The 18,178-nt window shown below is 61.5% G+C and carries 23 protein-coding genes and 1 pseudogene; 13 read left to right on the plus strand and 11 right to left on the minus strand.

Features of this window, described 5'->3' with window-relative positions; genetic code table 11:
- The first annotated feature begins 26 nt into the window (after window positions 1–26).
- A complete protein-coding gene (locus tag B5P46_RS07785) occupies window positions 27–905 on the plus strand; it encodes a cytochrome c oxidase subunit 3 (protein WP_129418177.1) in 879 nt (292 codons plus the stop codon).
- Window positions 906–1,345: 440 nt separating this feature from the next.
- On the opposite strand, the gene B5P46_RS07790 is transcribed toward B5P46_RS07785, so the two are convergent.
- Window positions 1,346–1,987, minus strand: coding sequence for a chloramphenicol phosphotransferase CPT family protein (locus B5P46_RS07790; protein WP_129418178.1), 642 nt, complete (start codon window positions 1,985–1,987; stop codon window positions 1,346–1,348).
- Between the two features lie 244 nt (window positions 1,988–2,231).
- On the opposite strand from B5P46_RS07790, the gene B5P46_RS07795 reads away from it, so the two are divergent.
- The 5 genes from B5P46_RS07795 (at window position 2,232) to rnhA (ending at window position 5,898) form a co-directional block, all read left to right on the plus strand.
- The gene (locus tag B5P46_RS07795; RefSeq protein ID WP_003545995.1) at window positions 2,232–2,612 is read left to right on the plus strand and encodes a DUF983 domain-containing protein; all 381 of its coding nucleotides are present in this window, start codon (window positions 2,232–2,234) and stop codon (window positions 2,610–2,612) included.
- Complete coding sequence (locus B5P46_RS07800; RefSeq protein WP_129418179.1) at window positions 2,605–3,360, plus strand: SURF1 family protein; 756 nt, start codon at window positions 2,605–2,607, stop codon at window positions 3,358–3,360. The genes B5P46_RS07795 and B5P46_RS07800 overlap by 8 nt, the downstream gene beginning before the upstream one ends.
- Before the next feature lie 63 nt (window positions 3,361–3,423).
- On the plus strand, window positions 3,424–4,425 hold the full coding sequence (gene ispH / locus B5P46_RS07805) for a 4-hydroxy-3-methylbut-2-enyl diphosphate reductase (protein ID WP_003545997.1): 1,002 nt from the start codon (window positions 3,424–3,426) through the stop codon (window positions 4,423–4,425).
- A gap of 55 nt (window positions 4,426–4,480) precedes the next feature.
- On the plus strand, window positions 4,481–5,446 hold the full coding sequence (locus B5P46_RS07810; protein ID WP_129418180.1) for a homoserine kinase: 966 nt from the start codon (window positions 4,481–4,483) through the stop codon (window positions 5,444–5,446).
- The gene (rnhA, locus tag B5P46_RS07815; protein WP_003545999.1) at window positions 5,443–5,898 is read left to right on the plus strand and encodes a ribonuclease HI; all 456 of its coding nucleotides are present in this window, start codon (window positions 5,443–5,445) and stop codon (window positions 5,896–5,898) included. Before B5P46_RS07810 ends, rnhA begins: the two co-directional genes overlap by 4 nt.
- Window positions 5,899–6,216: 318 nt before the next feature.
- On the opposite strand, the gene B5P46_RS07820 is transcribed toward rnhA, so the two are convergent.
- The 3 genes from B5P46_RS07820 to B5P46_RS07830 all read right to left on the minus strand — a co-directional run bounded on the left by B5P46_RS07820 (window position 6,217) and on the right by B5P46_RS07830 (window position 8,308).
- A complete protein-coding gene (locus B5P46_RS07820) occupies window positions 6,217–7,302 on the minus strand; it encodes a zinc-binding metallopeptidase family protein (protein ID WP_129418181.1) in 1,086 nt (361 codons plus the stop codon).
- 95 nt (window positions 7,303–7,397) lie between these two features.
- A complete protein-coding gene (locus B5P46_RS07825; protein WP_129418182.1) occupies window positions 7,398–7,589 on the minus strand; it encodes a CsbD family protein in 192 nt (63 codons plus the stop codon).
- Window positions 7,590–7,702: 113 nt separating this feature from the next.
- A complete protein-coding gene (locus tag B5P46_RS07830; protein WP_129418183.1) occupies window positions 7,703–8,308 on the minus strand; it encodes a YqgE/AlgH family protein in 606 nt (201 codons plus the stop codon).
- Window positions 8,309–8,449: 141 nt separating this feature from the next.
- On the opposite strand from B5P46_RS07830, the gene B5P46_RS07835 reads away from it, so the two are divergent.
- The 6 genes from B5P46_RS07835 (at window position 8,450) to B5P46_RS07860 (ending at window position 12,994) form a co-directional block, all read left to right on the plus strand.
- The gene (locus B5P46_RS07835; RefSeq protein ID WP_129418184.1) at window positions 8,450–9,301 is read left to right on the plus strand and encodes a protein-disulfide reductase DsbD domain-containing protein; all 852 of its coding nucleotides are present in this window, start codon (window positions 8,450–8,452) and stop codon (window positions 9,299–9,301) included.
- Window positions 9,302–9,406: 105 nt separating this feature from the next.
- Complete coding sequence (locus B5P46_RS07840; protein WP_011650769.1) at window positions 9,407–9,892, plus strand: peroxiredoxin; 486 nt, start codon at window positions 9,407–9,409, stop codon at window positions 9,890–9,892.
- A 442-nt stretch (window positions 9,893–10,334) separates the two neighbouring features.
- On the plus strand, window positions 10,335–10,463 hold the full coding sequence (locus B5P46_RS35260) for a hypothetical protein (protein WP_281022438.1): 129 nt from the start codon (window positions 10,335–10,337) through the stop codon (window positions 10,461–10,463).
- Complete coding sequence (locus B5P46_RS07850; protein WP_129418185.1) at window positions 10,460–11,209, plus strand: metal ABC transporter ATP-binding protein; 750 nt, start codon at window positions 10,460–10,462, stop codon at window positions 11,207–11,209. The genes B5P46_RS35260 and B5P46_RS07850 overlap by 4 nt, the downstream gene beginning before the upstream one ends.
- On the plus strand, window positions 11,206–12,078 hold the full coding sequence (locus tag B5P46_RS07855) for a metal ABC transporter permease (RefSeq protein ID WP_129418186.1): 873 nt from the start codon (window positions 11,206–11,208) through the stop codon (window positions 12,076–12,078). Before B5P46_RS07850 ends, B5P46_RS07855 begins: the two co-directional genes overlap by 4 nt.
- 16 nt (window positions 12,079–12,094) lie before the next feature.
- Entirely contained in the window at window positions 12,095–12,994 is a 900-nt protein-coding gene (locus tag B5P46_RS07860; RefSeq protein ID WP_129418187.1) for a metal ABC transporter solute-binding protein, Zn/Mn family, read from the plus strand.
- Window positions 12,995–13,144: 150 nt separating this feature from the next.
- Here B5P46_RS07860 and B5P46_RS07865 read toward each other — a convergent pair whose 3' ends face one another.
- The 5 genes and pseudogenes from B5P46_RS07865 to B5P46_RS07885 form a co-directional block, all read right to left on the minus strand.
- Window positions 13,145–13,567, minus strand: coding sequence for a hypothetical protein (locus tag B5P46_RS07865; protein ID WP_129418188.1), 423 nt, complete (start codon window positions 13,565–13,567; stop codon window positions 13,145–13,147).
- A gap of 166 nt (window positions 13,568–13,733) precedes the next feature.
- Window positions 13,734–14,463, minus strand: a pseudogene (locus B5P46_RS07870) (IS3 family transposase); the annotation flags it as partial.
- 159 nt (window positions 14,464–14,622) lie between these two features.
- Window positions 14,623–14,931 carry a Dabb family protein gene (locus B5P46_RS07875; RefSeq protein ID WP_129418189.1) on the minus strand — a complete coding sequence of 103 codons (309 nt, stop codon included), beginning with the start codon at window positions 14,929–14,931 and terminating at the stop codon, window positions 14,623–14,625.
- Window positions 14,932–15,065: 134 nt separating this feature from the next.
- Entirely contained in the window at window positions 15,066–15,491 is a 426-nt protein-coding gene (locus B5P46_RS07880; protein ID WP_129418190.1) for a hypothetical protein, read from the minus strand.
- 142 nt (window positions 15,492–15,633) lie between these two features.
- Complete coding sequence (locus B5P46_RS07885) at window positions 15,634–16,119, minus strand: RidA family protein (RefSeq protein ID WP_129418191.1); 486 nt, start codon at window positions 16,117–16,119, stop codon at window positions 15,634–15,636.
- 192 nt (window positions 16,120–16,311) lie between these two features.
- Here B5P46_RS07885 and B5P46_RS07890 point away from each other — a divergent pair, with 192 nt between their 5' ends.
- Complete coding sequence (locus tag B5P46_RS07890) at window positions 16,312–17,010, plus strand: TetR/AcrR family transcriptional regulator (RefSeq protein WP_129418192.1); 699 nt, start codon at window positions 16,312–16,314, stop codon at window positions 17,008–17,010.
- 87 nt (window positions 17,011–17,097) lie between these two features.
- On the opposite strand, the gene B5P46_RS07895 is transcribed toward B5P46_RS07890, so the two are convergent.
- On the minus strand, window positions 17,098–17,448 hold the full coding sequence (locus B5P46_RS07895) for a DUF2200 domain-containing protein (protein WP_129418193.1): 351 nt from the start codon (window positions 17,446–17,448) through the stop codon (window positions 17,098–17,100).
- Between the two features lie 525 nt (window positions 17,449–17,973).
- Entirely contained in the window at window positions 17,974–18,156 is a 183-nt protein-coding gene (locus B5P46_RS07900; RefSeq protein WP_129418194.1) for a hypothetical protein, read from the minus strand.
- Window positions 18,157–18,178: the final 22 nt, after the last annotated feature.

An 18,178-nucleotide genomic window follows, 5' to 3' on the forward strand; every position in this document is an offset into this window, starting at 1 on the left:
GAAGGAAGACATCCGGGGATAGCGACATGGCCGATGCTCATCAGAAGAATCACGACTACCACATCATCGATCCGAGCCCGTGGCCGATTCTCGCCTCGCTCGGCGCCTTCATCATGGCGCTCGGCGGCGTCTCCTACATGCGCTACCTGAACGGCGGTTCGTTCAAGGTCGCCGGCTTCGAGCTTGCCAATCCCTGGGTTTTCTATATCGGCTTCGCGCTGGTGCTCTACGTCATGTACGGCTGGTGGGCCGATACGGTGAAGGAAGCCCATGAGGGCGCCCACACCCGTGTCGTCTCGCTGCACCTGCGCTACGGCATGATCATGTTCATCGCTTCGGAAGTGATGTTCTTCGTCGCCTGGTTCTGGGCCTATTTCGACGCCAGCCTCTATCCGAACGAAGCGATCCAGGCCTCGCGTCTGCTCTATACCGGCGGCACCTGGCCGCCGAAGGGTATCGAGGTTCTCGACCCCTGGCACCTGCCGATCTACAACACCGTCATTCTGCTCCTGTCGGGCACCACGGTCACCTGGGCGCACCATGCGCTGCTGCACAACGACCGCAAGGGCCTGATCCAGGGCCTGACGCTGACGGTGCTGCTTGGCATGTTCTTCTCTGCCGTTCAGGCCTACGAATATGCTCACGCCCCGTTCGCCTTCAAGAGTTCGATCTACGGCGCGACCTTCTTCATGGCGACCGGTTTCCACGGCTTCCACGTCCTCGTCGGCACGATCTTCTTGGGCGTCTGCCTGATCCGTGCGCTGCGCGGCGACTTCACCCCGAAACAGCATTTCGGCTTCGAGGCGGCAGCCTGGTACTGGCACTTCGTCGACGTCGTCTGGCTGTTCCTGTTCTTCTGCATCTACGTCTGGGGCGGCTGGGGCGCACCCGTCGCAGCCGGCTGACCGGAACGAAACTTGAGAAAAGGCGGGCCTGGTGCCCGCCTTTTTTGTTGGCGGTTCCCCACGCTCCGTCATCGTGGGACGGGCAGTGGAGGTTGCCGCAAATCTCTTCTCCCCTCGGGGAGAAGGTGCCGGCAGGCGGATGAGGGGGCTACACGGCACACCCCTCTCGTGATCGCCTATCCAACCGCGCCGATACGGTCGAGACCATGCCAGCGCGGTCGAACCCGCATGGGCCTTATTCGGAAAGACTGGCTTTGCCGGCCCCCTCATCCGCCCTACGGGCACCTTCTCCCCGAGGGGAGAAGAGGGAATCGAGACGTTGCGGCATTTCCTTCGCCCCATTTGCGGGGGCAGCCGGATGGAGGGACGGTCGCCGATCTCTTTAGTCGAGGTGCCGATTTGCCATCAATCTGAGGCGCGGCTCGGGCCGCTTTTTCGGCTCAGCGTACTCCAGCGATCCGTTCTAAGGCCGAAGGCTCGGGAATACCGAGATCCAACTGGTGGCGGATCGCCTCGGCGCATTCGAGCGGCGTCAGCACGGATGTATCGACCTCCATATCGTAGATGCCAGGACGATGAACCTCATCCTGCCAGCGTTGCACCGGTTCTGGAACAGGCACGTCCTCCGTGGCACGCAGATAAAGCGTCTCGCGCCCTTCCTGGGCAATGTCGCGCCGCTGCATGATCGTCTCGATCGGACAGCGCACGCCGACGAACAGCACGGGAAAGTCTTCCAGTCGCCGGGCGCAATCGCCGAGGATGCCGAGCGGCTGCGAATAGCTGTCGTGGTGGCCGAGATCGGCGATGACATTAAGCCCCAGGCTGGCATGGATGGCGATCGATTCGTAGAGCGCCGCATAAAAGAACGGCACCAGTTCCTCCAGGTCCGGCCGCTCGCCGCCCGGCCGCAGTCCGATGCCCGGAAGGTAGCGTTTCGGTGTCATGGCATTGTAGCTGTCGACGCCGAGGTTGATCCACGGCCCCTCGAAGTGTTCCTGTACGGCGCGCGCGATGCTCGATTTGCCGCTCCGCGGCGCGCCGTTCAGGATAATGATCTGCACGGAATGGCTATCATTGGTCATCAGTCTTCTTCTTCTGTTTGGCGCGAATCATTACAGCGCCGCGCGACTTTTCTGACGCGGCAAGGACGCTGTAACACTTTGAATTGCTGATAGTTCCTCACATCGATTCCGATGTGAGGAACTATCAGCGGGACGAAATCACGCAGGCATTTCCCTTCGTCCTGCGAATACTTTATGGGAGAGTTAAGGCGGCATCGCGCCGCGGCCACCAAGGCTGCCGGAAGGAATGGCCAGAAGGAGTGGAATGAACGAGGACAGCGCCCACTTTCCCCCCGTCGATCCGGTGAAAACCGGCATCAAGGGCTGCTGCCCGCGCTGCGGGCAAGGCAAGCTGTTCGATGGACTGCTCGGCGTGAAGCCGCGCTGTGCGGCCTGCGGCCTCGATTATTCCTTTGCCGATTCCGGTGACGGCCCGGCCGTCTTCGTCATCCTCATCGTCGGCTTCATCGTCATCGGCATGGTGCTGTGGCTGCAGGTGAATTACGGGCCGCCGATCTGGGTGCATATCCTGCTCTTCGCTCCGTTGACGATTATCCTGTCGCTGCTGACGCTACGCTGGTTCAAGGGCATCCTGATCGCCATGCAATACCGCCATAATGCCCGCGAAGGACGCCTGAGTGACTGATATCGACCATGCCGCGCCGCGCCGCCGGCTGCCGGTTTTCACCGGCATCCTGGTGCTGATCGCCCTTGCCATCCTCATTTCGCTCGGCACCTGGCAGGTGGAGCGCCTCCACTGGAAGGAGGGCCTGATCGCCGATATCGCCGCGCGGCAGGCAGCAAGCCCCGTGCCGCTTGCCGACATCGAGGCGATGATGGCTGCAGGTGGCGACATCGAATACCGCAAGGTCACCGCTACCGGCCGCTATATCAACAACAAGGAGCGGCACTTCTTCGCCACCTGGCGCGGCCAGACCGGCTATTACATCTATACCCCGCTGGAGCTTGCCGACGGGCGCATTCTCTTCGTCAATCGCGGCTTCGTTCCCTATGACAACAAGGAGCCGGAAATGCGCATGCAGGGCCAGCTGACGGATCAGCAGACCGTCACCGGCCTGGCGCGCGAAAAGCTTCCCGGCAAGCCTTCCTGGGTGGTGCCCGACAACGACGTCGCCAAGAACATCTTCTACTGGAAGGATCTCGACGTCATGGCCGCGAGCGTCGGGCTGGAGAAAGCGAGCGTCATTCCCTTTTTCGTCGATGCCGATTCCACCCCCAATCCGGCCGGCCTGCCAATCGGCGGCGTCACCCAGGTGGATCTGCCGAACGACCATCTGCAATATGCTTTCACCTGGTACGGGCTTGCCGCCGTGCTGGTCGTCGTGGTGGCGATCTCCTGGTTCCGCAAGGGGGCCAAGACACCTCAGCAATAGTATCACTTCAATTCTCGACCATTTTGGGCTAGAGGTCCCTAAATCTCTCAACCCGGAACAGACATGAATATTGCGGCGAAACCTCCTTTGACGATCAGGCTCTGCGGTCCGCGCGGCTTCTGCGCCGGCGTCGACCGCGCGATCCAGATCGTCGTGCTGGCGCTGAAATCCTATGGTGCGCCGGTCTATGTGCGCCACGAGATCGTCCACAATCGTTATGTCGTCGAAGGGCTGGAGGCCAAGGGCGCCGTCTTCGTCGAGGAACTGGACGAGATCCCGGCCGAACATCGCGCCCAGCCGGTGGTTTTTTCCGCCCACGGCGTGCCGAAATCCGTGCCGGAGGATGCAGCGAGCCGCAACCTCTTCTATCTCGACGCCACCTGCCCGCTGGTCTCCAAGGTCCACAAGCAGGCGATGCGCCACAATCGCCTCGGCCGCCATGTAGTCCTCATCGGCCATGCCGGCCATCCTGAGGTGATCGGCACTATGGGTCAGCTGCCGGAGGGGTCGGTCTCGCTGATCGAGACGATCGAGGATGCCGACGCCTATGTCCCCGTCGATCCCGACAATCTCGGCTATGTCACCCAGACGACGCTGTCTGTCGACGATACGGCCGGCGTCATCACCCGCCTGCACGAGCGCTTCCCGAACCTGACGGCGCCGGCAGCGGACTCGATCTGTTATGCGACGACCAACCGCCAGGAAGTGGTGAAGCAGGCAGCCCCCGGCTGCGATCTCTTCATCATCGTCGGCGCGCCGAATTCGTCCAATTCCAAGCGTCTCGTCGAAGTGGCGCTCAGGGCAGGGGCGAAGAAATCGATCCTCGTGCAGCGCGCCGCCGAGCTCGACTGGGACGAGATCGGCGCGATTTCAACGCTCGGCCTTTCCGCCGGCGCCTCCGCCCCCGAGGTTATCGTCAACGAGATCATCGAGGCTTTCCGCGCCCGCTTCGACGCCCGCGTTGAGCTGGCCGAAACGGTACAGGAAACCGAAAATTTTCTGGTCAACCGCGAACTGCGCAGCATCGAGCTGACGGCCGCCGACATGGCCTTCGTCAACGGCTAGGTCGTCATTGCGGCCTGGGCAATCCTTCATCCATAATGCAGAGACGAGACCTCACTTGGCAGTCTATACCGATATCGCCGAAGACGATCTGAAATGGTTCCTGACGGAATATGACGCAGGCACGCTGCTCTCCTACAAGGGGATTGCCGAAGGCGTCGAAAACTCCAACTTCCTGCTTCATACCTCCAAGGATCCGCTGATCCTGACGCTCTATGAGAAGCGGGTGGAAAAGAGCGACCTGCCTTTCTTCCTCGGCCTGATGCAGCATCTTTCCGCTCGCGGTCTGTCCTGCCCGCTGCCGCTGTCGCGCCGGGATGGCGCGCTGCTCGGCTCGCTGTCTGGCCGTCCGGCGGCGCTGATCTCCTTCCTCGAAGGCATGTGGCTGAGAAAGCCGGAGGCGAAACATTGCCGCGAGGTCGGCAGGGCGCTGGCCGAGATGCATGTGGCCGGCGACGGTTTCGAGTTGAAGCGGGCGAATGCGCTGTCGATCGACGGCTGGCGGGGGCTCTGGGAAAAATCCGAGGTGCGCGCCGGCGAGGTCGAGCCCGGCCTGCAGACCGAGATCCGCAGCGAACTCGATTTTCTCTCCGCCGCCTGGCCGAGTGGCCTGCCTGCCGGCGTCATCCACGCCGACCTCTTCCCCGACAACGTCTTCTTCCTCGGCGATCAACTCTCCGGCCTGATCGATTTCTATTTCGCCTGCAACGACCTGCTCGCCTATGACGTCTCGATCTGCCTGAATGCCTGGTGTTTCGAGAAGGACGGCGCCTACAACATCACCAAGGGCACGGCGATGCTCGAGGGGTACCAGAGCGTTCGGCCGCTGAGCGACGTCGAAATCTCAGCCCTGCCGGTGCTGTCGCGTGGGTCGGCGCTGCGGTTCTTCCTGACCCGGCTCTACGACTGGTTGACGACGCCTGAGGGAGCCATGGTCACCAAGAAGGACCCGCTCGAATATCTCCGCAAGCTGCGGTTCCACCGCCAGATCAAATCGCCAGCGGAATACGGATTGAGCCTATGAAACACGTCGATATTTTTACCGACGGCGCATGCTCCGGCAATCCCGGCCCCGGTGGATGGGGCGCGGTGCTGCGCTATGGAGACGTCGAAAAGGAGCTTTGCGGCGGCGAGGCGGATACGACCAACAATCGCATGGAATTGCTGGCGGCGATCTCGGCGCTATCGGCCTTGAAGAGCCCTTGCGAGGTCGATCTCTATACCGACAGCGCCTATGTCAAGGACGGTATTTCCAAGTGGATTTTCGGCTGGAAGAAGAACGGCTGGAAAACCGCCGACAAGAAGCCGGTGAAGAATGCCGAGCTCTGGCAGGCGCTGGAGGCGGCCCGTGACCGCCACAAGGTGACGCTGCACTGGGTGAAGGGCCATGCCGGCCACCCGGAAAACGAACGCGCCGACGAACTCGCCCGCCGGGGCATGGAGCCCTTCAAGAAGGGCAAGGCGGTTTCGTTTTAGGAATCTAAGCTCTTCGCTGAAGATGGCGCGCGCCAGTTGACTCGAAGCAAGAGAACCGCGCTGTTCCGATGCCGAGTTCCTGCTGTTCCTTCGGGCTCCTGACGGATGAGAGGATACGGCGCTGCCACATCCCCCTTCTCCCCAGCGGGGAGAAGATGCCGGCAGGCAGATGAGGGGGTGAGCGACGTTAGGAGCGAATGCGCTGAGCGCAAGCGACGGGCAATGAATGGTGTGCCGTGCGGCCCCCTCATCCGACCCTTCGGGCCACCTTCTCCCCGCTGGGGAGAAGAGGGAGCAAGCAGCGCGCCCGAACCTCTTTCACGCCGCCCGCTGCTGCGGCGCGGTCGCCGCGCCCTGGATCAGCCGGTGCAGATATTCGAGCTTTGCGACGACGGGCGAAGACAGCACGAAGGGATAGGAGTCAGGCTGGCCCATGCTGCGCTGGATGGCGTTGATCGCGATGCTGAGCGGCACCCAGGCGCTGACCAGCTGTTCGGCGCTTCTTGCCCTGTAGGGGATGAAATCCACCTCGCCGGCGATTTCCTCATGGCCGCGCGGATCGATGGCGATGCCGAAGGCGCGCGCGGTTTCGAGCGTATCGACGATATGGAGGTAATGCGCGAAGCATTCGGCGAAATCCTCCCAGGGGTGCGACGCCGCATAGGCGCTGATGAAATTGTCCGGCCATCCCAAGGGCGCCCCGCCGGCATAATGGGTCTGGAGGGCTGCCATATAATCCTGCCGTTCGTCGCCGAAGACCGTGCGGAAATCGGCAAGGCCGCCCCGATCGCGCACCAGCTTGTTCCAGATGAAATGGCCGGCCTCGTGGCGGAAATGGCCGAGTAGCGTGCGATAGGGTTCGTTCATCGAGCTGCGCGCCTGTTCGCGCGTGGCATCGTCGGCCTCTGCGGCGCGGATGGTGATCAGGCCTTCCTCGTGGCCGGTCATGGCCGGCACGATATAGCCGTTGCTCTCGATCGAATCCTCGAGAAAATCGAAGACCAGGCCGCCCTGCGGATCTTGCGCTCGATCCGGATGCGGCAGCTTCCAGCGCAGCAGCGAATAAAACAGATGACGCTGCGCCTGGCTGATGCGCCGCCAGCGATCGATGCCGTCCTGGGTGTCGGTGTTCGGAACCAGCCGGTTATGGCGGCAGGCAACGCAGAATTCACTTTCGCCATCGCCGTCCACCAGCCAGTTGCAGATGTCGAGGCTGGCATTGGCGCAGAAGCGGACGTCGCGATCGGGATTGGAAACGAGCTGCCAGAGCGCCTCGTCGCGCGGCTCCAGCGCATGCATCGCGAGATCGCCGGGCAGGAAGCCGAGGCGATGGTTGCAACGCACGCATCGACGGTTGTCGAAGTGGACGACCTGATCGCAATTGTCGCAGGCAAAAAGCTTCATCTTGTCTATCTCTGCAAAGCATGAGGGTGGGGGATTAAAAATGCCTGCTGCGCGAGGGGCGCAGCAGGCATGGTTCTTGAAGGATGCACTATTGCTCAGAGCCGGTCGACGGCGCCCTTGAGCTTATCTTTGACCTTGCCGGTCGCGACCTGTCCCTTGCCCTTGGCTTCCTGGACGGCGCCCTTGGCCTGCATTTCGCGATCGTCGGTCGCCTTGCCGACGGCCTGCTTGGTCTTGCCGGCAATTTCGTTTGTCTTGCCGGAAATCTTGTCGCTGGTGCTACCCATCTGTGATGTCTCCTTGGTCGGCATGGGCCTCGTGTCCATGCTTGCCGAAATGAAACGTCACTCGCGGCTATTCGTTCCCGCTGCCGCCAGGTCAGCTGCTGTCAGGCCAACTCTCAAGCATGGCCGGCTTCGGCCGAAAGCATGGCAGCGGTTACGCCCATGCCGGCAAGCGCCCGCTCGTATTTGTCGTCGAGGCTGCGGTCGAAGATCAATTCCTCATTGGCCGGGCAGGTGAGCCAGCCATTGTTGACGACCTCGCTTTCGAGCTGGCCGGCCGACCAGGAGGAATAGCCGAGCAGCATCGTCGCCCTCGTCGGCCCATCGCCCTTGGAGATGGCGCGGATGATGTCGAGCGTCGCCGTCAGGCAGATGTCGTCGCTGACGGGAATGCTGGAGTCGCTGGAATAATCGTCCGAATGCAGCACGAAGCCGCGGCCGCTTTCCACCGGGCCGCCGGTCTGGATCGGGAAATCGCGCGCCCGCTTCGGCAGCACGATCGAATCTTCCTGCTTGATCATGTCGAGATGCAGCAGCACATCGGTGAAGGTGAGGCTCTGCGGCCGGTTGATGACGAAGCCCATGGCGCCGGCATCGGAATGCGCGCAGATATAGATCACCGTGCGCGCAAAATTGCGGTCTTCCATGCCCGGCATGGCGATCAGGAACTGGCCATCGAAGAAGCCACGTTCCCGTCTGTTCTTCAGCGTCAATAAGGACATCGTTCCTCCTGCTGCTAGACCGCACCAAGGCCTCGACAAAAGAAACATGGGCCAATGTCACACATCAATCAACTGAAAATGAAGATTTAAATTGCCGCGACTTCTGGCGGCCAAACACCACATTCGGTAAACCTTTGTTCCATGATGATTATTTCCTCAGGCCCGCGCAGGCTTTTAATCGCGGCTGTGTCGGTGGCCGCAGCCCTTGTGCCATTTTATTCCGCCCATGCGGAAATGAGCGCCTGGGCGGACAACGAGGGCGGCCGCATGCGCCTCGTGGCGCTCGCGCCCGATACCGGCGGTAAAATCCGCGCCGCCCTTCAGATCGAGCCGAAGCCCGGCTGGATCACCTATTGGAAAGAGCCCGGCAACAGCGGCATTCCGCCCCAGATCACCATCGCGGCGGAAAGCGGCGTCACGCTCGATGCCATCGCCTATCCCGTTCCGAAGCATTTTTTCAAGGGCGCGATCGAGGATATCGCCTATGACGCGCCGGTGACGCTGCCGCTGTCGCTGACGGCGGCCGGCAAAGGCCCGGTTACGATCGACGCCGCCGCCTTCATCGGCATCTGCAAGGATATCTGCATTCCCTTCCAGGCGAATTTTCAGCTGAAGCTTGGCCCCGCCATCCAGTCGCACCCGCAGGAGGAGGCGATCCTTCAGGCCGCCGATGCGAGGCTGCCGAAGCCGCCATCGCAGGATTTCGACGTGACGGCGCATGCGATGTCGCCTGACAGGAAGACGCTGTCGTTGACACTCGCTCTGCCGGCCGGGGGGCCGGGTGAGGGGAAGGCCGTGCCCGATATCATCGTCACCGGCCCGAGCGGTTATGCCTTCACCAAGCAGATCGGCGGCAAGCGCGATGGCGCCACCTTCAAGGTCGATATGTCAATCGGCAAGCTGCCGAAGGATTACGACATATCAGGTAAGCAATGGAGCGTGCTGGTCATCGACGGTGAAAGGGCGATGGAGACGACGCTTGCCTTCGAATGACCGGCCTTGCCTTTCAATGATGGGCTCCTATAGTCGCCTCGATCCCCTGCGGCGCCCGCCGCTACCAAGCCGGAATCCCCAAAGCCAGAACTCAAGGAGAAGACCATGACCATCGCGATCGGCGACAAGCTTCCTGCCGCCACCTTCAAGGAAAAGACGGCTGACGGCCCGGTCGAAATCACCACCGATCAGCTCTTCGCCGGCAAGCGCGTCGTGCTCTTCGCCGTGCCGGGCGCCTTCACGCCCACCTGCTCGCTGAACCACCTGCCGGGTTATCTCGAAAACCGCGACACCATCCTTGGCAAGGGCGTCGACGACATCGCCGTCGTCGCCGTCAACGACTGGCACGTGATGGGCGCCTGGGCGCAATCCTCCGGCGGCATGGGCAAGATCCATTTCCTCGCCGATTGGGATGCCGGCTTCACCAAGGCCGTCGGCCTCGACGCCGACCTCTCCGCCGGCGGCCTCGGCCTCCGCTCCAAGCGCTATTCGATGCTGGTGGAAGACGGCGTGGTGAAAGCCCTCAACGTCGAGGAAAGCCCCGGCCAGGCCACAGTCTCGGGTGCTGCCGCGATGCTGGAACAGCTCTGAGCGTTCATTCCTGATCGACGAAAGGGCGGCCGTTCGGTCGCCCTTTTGTTGTCGGGGGAGCAGAAGGCGCGGAGGCCAAAGGCCGGAGCCCCGAGGGACACGCGGCAACGCTGCTTCTTGCATGCATCAAGCGTCGGCGCGCCCGCCTCGTCCTTCGAGGCCCCTGCGGGGCACCTCAGGATGAGGCTCTCTTGAATGTCGGTGCCTCTCAGTCGATCATCGACGCCCGGACGAAGGGCAAGGCGGAAGCCAGGTCGCGCCACCCTCCAACCTCCCTCATCCTGAGGTGCGGAGGCCGAAGGCCGGAGCCTCGAAGGACGCGCCGCAACGTTGCTCCTTGCTAGATCCAATGGCCTGAATGGCCGGCGGTCGTTCCTCCCGCCTCAATCTTGCCGCAATCGTTATAACATAACCGTAATGTTATTACATTGTAGGATGCCCCATGCCCCCACGCCCCGACCGCCCCTCCGTCAGCCTGCTGGGACAGTCGGCTTTATCCAGGGTGATCGGCATGGCGCTGGTCATTGCCGTCCTTTGGTTGGCGATCCACTGGGCGGTTCTCTTGCCATGACGCCGCTGATCCGTCTGGAGAATCTGACCGTCGCCTATAGCAGGCACCCCGCCGTCCATCATGTCTCCGGCGCCTTCGCCTCAGGCAGCCTGACGGCGATTGCCGGGCCGAATGGGGCGGGCAAGTCGACGTTGCTGAAGGCGATCATGGGGGAGCTTCGCCCGGCCGAAGGCAGGGTCGAGCACCGGCTGGGGCGGGCGGAATTCGGTTATCTGCCGCAGGCGGCCGAAATCGACCGGCGCTTTCCAATCTCGGTCATCGACACCGTCATGCTCGGCGCCTGGAAGAAGACGGGCGCCTTCGGCCGCATCGCGCCCGGCGAGGTGAAAAGGGCGGGCGAGGCGCTATCGGCCGTCGGGCTCGAAGGCTTCGGCCGCCGCCATGTCGGGTCGCTGTCGGCCGGCCAGTTCCAGCGCGTGCTCTTTGCCCGGCTGCTGCTGCAGGATGCCGGCATCATCCTGCTCGACGAGCCGTTTACGGCAATCGATGCCCGCACGACCAGGGATCTCGTCGATATCGTCACCCGCTGGCACGGCGAGGGCCGCACGGTGATTGCCGTGCTGCACGATTTCGAGCTGGTTCGCGCGCATTTCCCGCAAACCCTGCTGCTTGCCCGCGAGCTGGTCGGCTGGGGTGCGACCGCAGACGTCATGTCCTCCGTCAATCTCCTGAAGGCCCGCGCCATGGCCGAGCGCTGGGATGAGGATGCGAATGCCTGCGCACCCGAACAGGCGCCGGCGGCATGACGGCTTACGATCTCTTCCTGGCGCCCTTTGCCGATTACGGTTTCATGCGCCGCGCGCTCGTCGCCTGCCTCTGCCTCGGGCTCGGTTCCGGCCCGATCGGCGTCTTCCTGATGCTGCGGCGCATGAGCCTGATGGGCGACGCGATGAGCCATGCCGTGCTGCCGGGGGCTGCGATCGGTTACCTCGTCGCCGGCTCGCTGTCGCTGACGGCGATGGGCCTCGGCGGTCTGATCGCCGGCCTGTCGGTGGCACTGCTGTCCGGCGCCGTCAGCCGGATGACCGTGCTGCAGGAGGATGCGAGCTTTGCCAGCTTCTATCTCGCATCGCTGGCGCTCGGTGTGCTGATCGTCTCGCTGCGCGGCTCGAATATCGATCTCTTGCATGTGCTCTTCGGCACCATCCTGGCGATCGATGCGCCCGCCCTTTATCTGATCGGCGCGATCACCTCGCTGACCCTCGTCATCCTCGGCTTCATCTACCGGCCTTTGGTGGCCGAATGTTTCGATCCGGGTTTTCTGCGTGCCGTCGGTGGGCGCGGGCCGGTCTATCACGTGCTCTTCCTGCTGCTCGTGGTGCTGAACCTCGTCGCCAGCTTCCAGGCGCTCGGCACGCTGATGGCGGTCGGCCTGATGATGCTGCCGGCAGCCGTTGCCCAGCTCTGGTCGCGCAGTCTGCCGGTGATGATGGCGATAGCAGCCGTTAGTGCTGCCGCATCCGGCTATCTCGGCCTGATCGCCTCCTACCATCTCGAGCTCGCCTCCGGCCCGACGATCATCATGACGGCGGCGATCCTTTACGGCTTTTCGATTCTTTTCGCGCCCTCCGGCTTGGCCCGGCGCTTCTTTCCCCGCCCGCATCTAAAGGGCTGATATCAAGGAGACTTCGATGACACAGCACAGACTGCTTCTCTCCGCAGCAATCCCCGCTTTGATGGCGCTGTCGGCCATGCCCGCTTCCGCCGAGACGCTAAAGGTTGTGGCGTCCTTCACCGTGCTTGCCGATGTCGTCAAGCAGGTCGGCGGCGAGCACGTCAAGGTGACGAGTCTCGTCGGGCCGAATGGCGACCCCCATGAATTCGAGCCGTCGCCGGCCGACGCGAAGAATTTGAACGCGGCTGAAGTCACCTTCGTCAGCGGCGAGGGGCTGGAAGGCTGGATGGACCGGCTGATCACCGCCTCGGGTTATAAGGGCAAGCCGGTCACCGTTTCCGACGGCATTAACACCCGCACGATGGAAGAGGACGGCGAAAAAATCACCGACCCGCATGTCTGGAACAGCCCCGTCAACGTCAAGATCTGGGTCGCCAATATCGAAAAGGCGCTGTCATCGGCCGATCCCGCTGACGCCGCCGCCTTCAAGGCCAATGCCGAGAAGTACACCAGGACGCTGGATGAATTGAACGCCTATGCCCATGCGAAATTCGACAAGGTGGCCGACGATCGCCGCAAGGTGCTGACCAGCCATGATGCCTTCGGTTATTTCGGCCGCGAATATAATGTCAGCTTCCTGGCGCCGCTCGGTCTGTCCACCGAGAGCGAGGCATCGGCCGCCGACGTCGCCAAGCTGATCGAGCAGATCAAGGGCGAGCATGTGAAGGCCTATTTCTTCGAGAATTCCAACGATCCGCGCCTGGTCAAGCAGGTCGCCAAGGCAACCGGTGCTGAGCCCGGCGGCGAGCTCTATGTCGAATCCCTGTCCGACGCCAAGGGGCCGGCGCCGACCTATGAAAAGATGTTCCGGTACAATGTCGACCAGCTCGCCACCGCCATGGCGAAATCGAGCTGAGGATCTCGGCTGGCCGCAGGCTGAGCCTGCGGCCAGCTTGGGGCCTGAAGCTGCCCCTCTACAGAAACGCTTCGAAAGTCCTGATAGGTGGTTTTCTGCCAAAAGTGGACATTCCTGCATATAAATCGCCCACTTCCGCGCGTCGCCTCCTTATGCGGTCATCAAATCGATGACCCGCATGATCGCGACCGAATTGCTCGTGTTCTGGGTGCCTTCCGTCGTATCGGCGTTAGCGCAGGTCCAAACATCGCCCTTCTTGACCGTGAACTTTTTTTCGTTCTGAACGACCGAAAGTTCTCCCTCAGTCATATGGCAGAGCATGTCGTTCTTCATCATGTTGTCCGGCGTCTTCGCCCCAGGTTGGATAACAACATCCCGCAGTTTCACCATTTTGTAAGCTGGTATGACCGAAGCCCGCTCACCGAGCGCGACAACTCTGACACCGGGTCCGATCTCCTCGCCCTCATCGGGGCCGTAAGTCTGGGCGGCTGCTGGCGTCGCCCAGGCGATCAGTGGCGTTGCGGCCGTTGTAAGACCGAGTGCGAGCATGGTTCTACGATTGACGGCTTCCATTGTTTCCTCCCTAGCCAATTTGTTAGGATGAATATTATGAATTACTAAAGCAACCTCGGCGCGGGTGGTTGTCAAATCAACTTTTTGGAAATGGCTTGCCGCATCCTATGGAGGCGTATGGCAAAGTTCCGCCCAACTCGATCATGCGTGACCTGCCACTGAACTTTCATCCGGCTGCGATTAGAGCCTCGGTGGTTTTGAGCCGCCAATTGGCGCGGTGGTAGCAACCGGCGGAAACGCGGAGCTTCCATTTTGCGCAGCGTTGGAGCCGGTTGCGCCGATGATCCCGGCATAGTCTGCCGGGGTCTGGTATCCGAGCGATGAGTGCGGACGGAAATTATTGTAATCGTCCGCCCATTCGGCAATGGCGCTTCGGGCATGTTCAAGGCCGAGGAAGAAGCTCTCGTTGAGCAGCTCGCCGCGCATACGGCCGTTGAAGCTCTCGACATAGCCGTTCTGCATTGGCCGTCCCGGCGCGATGTAGTGCCACTCGACTTTGTGGTCCTTTGACCAAGCGAGGATGGCGCTCGATGTTAGTTCGGTGCCGTTGTCGGAAACAATCATTCCCGGTTTTCCTCGCCGTTCTATCGGTGCTGTCAACTCTCGCGCGACACGACGACCGGAGATCGAGGTGTCGGGGATTGCTGCCAGGCATTCCCGCGTCACGTCATCGACAATGTGGAGCACGCGAAAGCGTCTGCCGCAGGCGAACTGGTCATTGACGAAATCCAATGACCAGCGGGCATTGGCTTTGCTTCGACGAGGATCGGCGCACGCGTGCCGCCAGCACGCCGCCTGGCTTTCCGCTTGCGCACGGAAAGACCTTCCTCGCGATACAGTCGGTAGATGCGATTGACCCCGGACGGCTCTCCGTCCCGTCGAAGCAGGATGAACAGCAGTGGCGGACGGCAGCTGGTCGTAAACCTTTGCTAGCCACTTCCTTAAAGCCGACTGCTGTCCATGAAAGACGGCCGCTCACGCTGACGGCAGGGGCGACATGCGTGCACGGTAACACGCGGTCGTGCAACATCGATAAATCGGCTTCTTATGCATTCTCACAAATTAAGGTCGAAGACCAGGATGCCGGCGAGACCTCCATCCGTCGACGAGACGATGCGCTCGCCCACGGTCACGTGCTCGGGATGGATGAGATAGGCATCCCGGGCTTCGGCGCTTTCAAAGGTCACGGCAAACCCGTCGACGAAGCCGCCATGCAAGCCCTCGGGGGAAACATTCGGCCCGTATTTGATATCCAATATGCCGGGAATGAGCTGTTTCAGGGCGACGATCGCCGCAAACAGCGACTGCTTGTCGTCGGTCGTCATCGCGGTCTTCAGCCGCAGGAATACGCAGTGCAGGATCATCAGTGGTCCTCCCGATTTCTTTGGCCGATTTCTTTGGCCCGATTTTCTTTGGGTGGAGAATAGCGGCGAAAGCCCGGAGAGCAATGGGATTTATTTTCACGCAGGCGTTGCGCCGCAAGCCGTGAGCCGGCAGATTACATCTGGTCGGTCTTAACCAGGGGCCGCTTGTAGATCTTCTGGACGAGATCGCTCGCCAGCGCGCGGGCTTCGTCTTTCTCAGCTGCCGTCATCGGCCGGCAGGTGTTCCTGGTGTTCGAACTGTCGAGCACTGTCGTGGAACCGGAATTGGCGATGACGAGATGCCAGCTGCAGGAGGCGACCTTGTCGATGGCGACAGCACCATGGCAACCGGTGGACAGGCAGAAGGCAACGGTCACCTGCGCACCGTGGTCGCCTTTATAGGCCAGCTCGACGGCTTTCTTGATATCCGTGACCCATCGCTCGCATTGCGCCTGTTTTGCCCCCGGCTGGCAGCTCTTGGTAACGGGAGTGACGTCGCCGGCCTGAAGCGGCGAGACGCAAAAAACACCCATCGAGAGGGCGAGCAGAAACTTGAGCATGGGATTTTCCTTGTGCAAGCAATGAGAGGCGCACATCGCAGGCCGTTGGTCAATGGCCATCGATAAAACGAACGTGGCGCGCCCGACTGACCTTGGCACGCCACCCGGAAAATCCGAAAATTGCGCAGATCCGTCGCCGCCGCTATTCCAGAATGACGACGGCTTCGACCTCGAAAAGCATGGGGTCGATGGCAAGCTTGGGAACGGGAATCAGCGTCTGCGCCGGCAGTGCTTCGCCGAACATGTCCTTGACGTTCCTGGTCAACACTTCGAGCTTGGACATATCGTGATCGACCACGAAGACCGTCAGCTTGGCGACCTGATCCGGCCTTGCGCCGAGCGCATCGAGGGCGGTGTGCAAATTCGCATAGGCCTGCTTCACCTGGACGGCGAAGTCGGGCGACAAGGCCCCCGTACCGTCCTGGCCGCCCTGTCCGGAGATATAGGCCAGCCGGCCTTGGCGGGGCACGATCACCGCCGTGCTGTAGCCATTCGGCGAGGGGTCGTAGAGGTTTTTCGGATTGACGATGGTCAACTTGAGATCGTCCTCATTGGCTGTCGCCGCGGTGGGAACGCTGATGGTCATGATGAGTCCTCCGATAATGAGATGTTTGATTGCGCGTGACATGACTTCTCCTGGCTTCTCAGGGCTGCGAGCGACGGATCCTCGCGGCCTGCAGGATGGAACCTTATCGCCATATGATTGACTCGTACGGCGTACGATTAAATTGCATCGTACGCCGTACGAGTCAATCGGCCGGCATCGACATTCCCAGCATTGTCGGCTTAGATCGACGTTCTGATGAGTAAAGGAAGACGAATGGCAGCCAAACGCAGCGGCGCTGGGAGCAAAGGGTCTGGGCGGAGAGGTGCGTCACCCCAGTCCGGGCAGGAGCAGCGCAGTGAGCCGCCTCTCTCCCTGGAGCGGATCGTGGCGACCGCAGTGGACCTGCTGGACGCCGAGGGTGTCGACGGATTGAAGATGCGCCGGCTGGCCGATCGCCTCGGCTCGGGCGCGATGAGCCTCTATTGGCACGTCGGCAACAAGGAGGAGGTCTTCGATCTGGCGCTGGATTCGGTGCTCGAATATCGCGGACCGTCTGACATCGTCGAGTCTCGAGACTGGCGCGGGGAGGTCGTGCATATGCTCGAAGACTGGCGCGCCAGCATGCTGCGCCATCCCTGGTCGGCATCGCTGCTGCCGCGCCGGGCGCTCGGCCCGAACATCCTCAGTCGCCTGGAACTGCTGAGCAAGACCTTGTCCGGAGCCGGTGTCGCCGATGCGGATTTGAACGTCGCGATATGGTCGCTCTGGAACTTTGTGCTCGGCGCGACCATCACCCGGGCGAACTTCGACCTCTCCGACGACGACAGGGCGGCCGCGCAGCAGCGCCTGACGGGTCTCAGCCAACACTACCCGACGATCGAACGCTCCCGTCTGCTGCTGGATAATGATTGGGACGGCGCTTTCAGGAAGGGCCTCGACTTCCTGCTCGATGGCCTCGCTCCGAGACAGTGAACATTCGTCATTCCTGGACGAAACGGTGCCGGATTCTGTGCGCGTATCGCGGGTGATTGCGGGTACTGCCGCGACACGGTTTCCCGGCTATTTCCGCAGGATTTTCTCCATCGCTTTCCCCTTCGCGAGTTCGTCGATCAATTTGTCCAGATAGCGGATTTCCCGCATCGTCGTTTCTTGGATGTCTTCCACGCGGACGCCGCAGATCACGCCCGTAATCAACGATCGGGAGGGATTCATCTGAGGCGCTTGCGCAAAGAAATCCTCGAAGTTGGTCTTCTCAGCCAACTGGTCGTTTAGGCTCTGCTGGCTATGCCCCGTCAGCCAACAGATGATTTCATCGACCTCTGTCTTCGTGCGTCCCTTCTTCTCTGCCTTGGCGACATAGTGGGGATAGACGCTTGCGACGCTGATGAAATAGATGCGGTGCTTCGTCATCGAGTGCTCCTCAACGTTCCAGATATTTTCCGGCTTGAGATAGCTGATTTCAAGACCTCAACAAGTGGCCGATAATGGGCGACCCTTCCGCGGGCGGGAAGTAGATTAGTGCAAAGGCGGCATCTCTACAGCGCCGCATGTCTTCGACCGGCTTGCACCAACAACGGACATCGGCTCGGCTTGGGTACACGGCCGCTACGGGGCCGACGGCGGACCGTCCGCTGCGAGGACACCTAGCACGAAAGCGGACATGCGAGGCCTCGGTGCGAAGGTCCGGGATCGGCCCGGAGCAGTCGTAGACCACGAGTATGACGTACGGCTCGATTTGGCGCTCATCGCGGACTTCGCGCACCGACGCCTTCTCGACGCGAGTTAACCGGAAGTTCGCGTAACGACGGTGCCTGCTTTCACAGGGAGGGGCCATGGGTGATCAATTTCCAAGCCAAGAGCCCGTAGGTCGATGGACGAACGGGCTTTTTGCAGCGGATTGCCGTCACGAAAGGGCGGCGGTTGAACGATTGCAGTCTAACCAGACGATTTCGACGGGCGTCGCCGAAAGAGCTGATCCCAGATGTCGTACCCCGCAGGGACAATCCCGATCAGCAGTGCAGCGGCCAAATCGAACCGTGGAACAAACGCCAGGATGACCGCGCAGAACGCGACAAGCGTCATGAATGCAAATATTGCAAAAAACCGGCTTCTGTTCATCGGTCTATCCTTTCGGAATTGG

The sequence above is a fragment of the Rhizobium leguminosarum genome (assembly GCF_004123835.1).
In the GTDB taxonomy this organism is placed as follows: Bacteria; Pseudomonadota; Alphaproteobacteria; order Rhizobiales; family Rhizobiaceae; genus Rhizobium; species Rhizobium leguminosarum_M.

What these genes read in the sequence shown, in the direction of transcription:
- B5P46_RS07785 (WP_129418177.1), top strand. Translation starts at nt 27, where the DNA reads ATGGCCGATGCTCATCAGAAGAATCACGACTACCACATCATCGATCCG.
- B5P46_RS07790 (WP_129418178.1), bottom strand. Translation starts at nt 1,987, where the DNA reads ATGACCAATGATAGCCATTCCGTGCAGATCATTATCCTGAACGGCGCG.
- B5P46_RS07795 (WP_003545995.1), top strand. Translation starts at nt 2,232, where the DNA reads ATGAACGAGGACAGCGCCCACTTTCCCCCCGTCGATCCGGTGAAAACC.
- ispH (WP_003545997.1), top strand. Translation starts at nt 3,424, where the DNA reads ATGAATATTGCGGCGAAACCTCCTTTGACGATCAGGCTCTGCGGTCCG.
- rnhA (WP_003545999.1), top strand. Translation starts at nt 5,443, where the DNA reads ATGAAACACGTCGATATTTTTACCGACGGCGCATGCTCCGGCAATCCC.
- B5P46_RS07820 (WP_129418181.1), bottom strand. Translation starts at nt 7,302, where the DNA reads ATGAAGCTTTTTGCCTGCGACAATTGCGATCAGGTCGTCCACTTCGAC.
- B5P46_RS07825 (WP_129418182.1), bottom strand. Translation starts at nt 7,589, where the DNA reads ATGGGTAGCACCAGCGACAAGATTTCCGGCAAGACAAACGAAATTGCC.
- B5P46_RS07830 (WP_129418183.1), bottom strand. Translation starts at nt 8,308, where the DNA reads ATGTCCTTATTGACGCTGAAGAACAGACGGGAACGTGGCTTCTTCGAT.
- B5P46_RS07835 (WP_129418184.1), top strand. Translation starts at nt 8,450, where the DNA reads ATGATGATTATTTCCTCAGGCCCGCGCAGGCTTTTAATCGCGGCTGTG.
- B5P46_RS07840 (WP_011650769.1), top strand. Translation starts at nt 9,407, where the DNA reads ATGACCATCGCGATCGGCGACAAGCTTCCTGCCGCCACCTTCAAGGAA.
- B5P46_RS35260 (WP_281022438.1), top strand. Translation starts at nt 10,335, where the DNA reads ATGCCCCCACGCCCCGACCGCCCCTCCGTCAGCCTGCTGGGACAGTCG.
- B5P46_RS07850 (WP_129418185.1), top strand. Translation starts at nt 10,460, where the DNA reads ATGACGCCGCTGATCCGTCTGGAGAATCTGACCGTCGCCTATAGCAGG.
- B5P46_RS07855 (WP_129418186.1), top strand. Translation starts at nt 11,206, where the DNA reads ATGACGGCTTACGATCTCTTCCTGGCGCCCTTTGCCGATTACGGTTTC.
- B5P46_RS07860 (WP_129418187.1), top strand. Translation starts at nt 12,095, where the DNA reads ATGACACAGCACAGACTGCTTCTCTCCGCAGCAATCCCCGCTTTGATG.
- B5P46_RS07865 (WP_129418188.1), bottom strand. Translation starts at nt 13,567, where the DNA reads ATGGAAGCCGTCAATCGTAGAACCATGCTCGCACTCGGTCTTACAACG.
- B5P46_RS07875 (WP_129418189.1), bottom strand. Translation starts at nt 14,931, where the DNA reads ATGATCCTGCACTGCGTATTCCTGCGGCTGAAGACCGCGATGACGACC.
- B5P46_RS07880 (WP_129418190.1), bottom strand. Translation starts at nt 15,491, where the DNA reads ATGCTCAAGTTTCTGCTCGCCCTCTCGATGGGTGTTTTTTGCGTCTCG.
- B5P46_RS07885 (WP_129418191.1), bottom strand. Translation starts at nt 16,119, where the DNA reads ATGTCACGCGCAATCAAACATCTCATTATCGGAGGACTCATCATGACC.
- B5P46_RS07890 (WP_129418192.1), top strand. Translation starts at nt 16,312, where the DNA reads ATGGCAGCCAAACGCAGCGGCGCTGGGAGCAAAGGGTCTGGGCGGAGA.
- B5P46_RS07895 (WP_129418193.1), bottom strand. Translation starts at nt 17,448, where the DNA reads ATGACGAAGCACCGCATCTATTTCATCAGCGTCGCAAGCGTCTATCCC.
- B5P46_RS07900 (WP_129418194.1), bottom strand. Translation starts at nt 18,156, where the DNA reads ATGAACAGAAGCCGGTTTTTTGCAATATTTGCATTCATGACGCTTGTC.